The organism is Vibrio sp. 1078-1 (assembly GCF_033340475.1).
This window is the reverse complement of the sequence record NZ_JAWOWM010000520.1, coordinates 1-625: the sequence shown is the minus strand read 5'-3', so window position 1 is coordinate 625 and position 625 is coordinate 1. Positions and strand designations below refer to the sequence as shown.

1 pseudogene is annotated in these 625 nt (G+C 50.2%); it reads right to left on the bottom strand.

Annotation, left to right across the window (positions count from 1 at the left end):
- A pseudogene (locus tag R7190_RS28545) lies at positions 1-625 on the bottom strand (2-oxoglutarate dehydrogenase E1 component); the annotation flags it as partial.

Below are 625 nucleotides of genomic sequence, written 5' to 3'. Positions count from 1 at the left end.
CTTCTTCCATCGGGAATGGGTAAAGCTGCTCAATACGCACGATTGCTACGTCTTCTTGCTCGTTGTTGCGACGCTGCTCAAGAAGGTCGAAATACACCTTACCCAAACAGAACACGACGCGTTGCACGTTGCTGGGCTCCGGGTGATCCGCTTCAGAGATCGCTGCTTGGAACGTACCTTCTGCAAGGTCTTCTAGAGTCGAAGTACAAAGAGGATGACGAAGCAATGATTTAGGAGACATTACAATCAATGGTCGACGCATTGGGCGTACTACTTGACGACGAATCATGTGGTACACCTGAGCTGGCGTTGATGGTACAACGACCTGCATGTTTTGCTCAGCACACAATTGAAGGTAACGCTCTAGACGAGCAGATGAGTGCTCCGGACCTTGGCCTTCGTAACCATGAGGCAGAAGCATCGTCAGGCCGCACAAACGTCCCCACTTTTGCTCACCAGACGAAATGAATTGGTCAATAACCACTTGTGCGCCGTTAGCGAAGTCACCAAACTGCGCTTCCCAAATGGTCAAACCGCCAGGTTCAGCTGTTGCATAACCGTACTCAAATGCAAGAACAGCTTCTTCCGACAACACAGAGTCAAAAACTTGGAAAGGCCCCTGCTT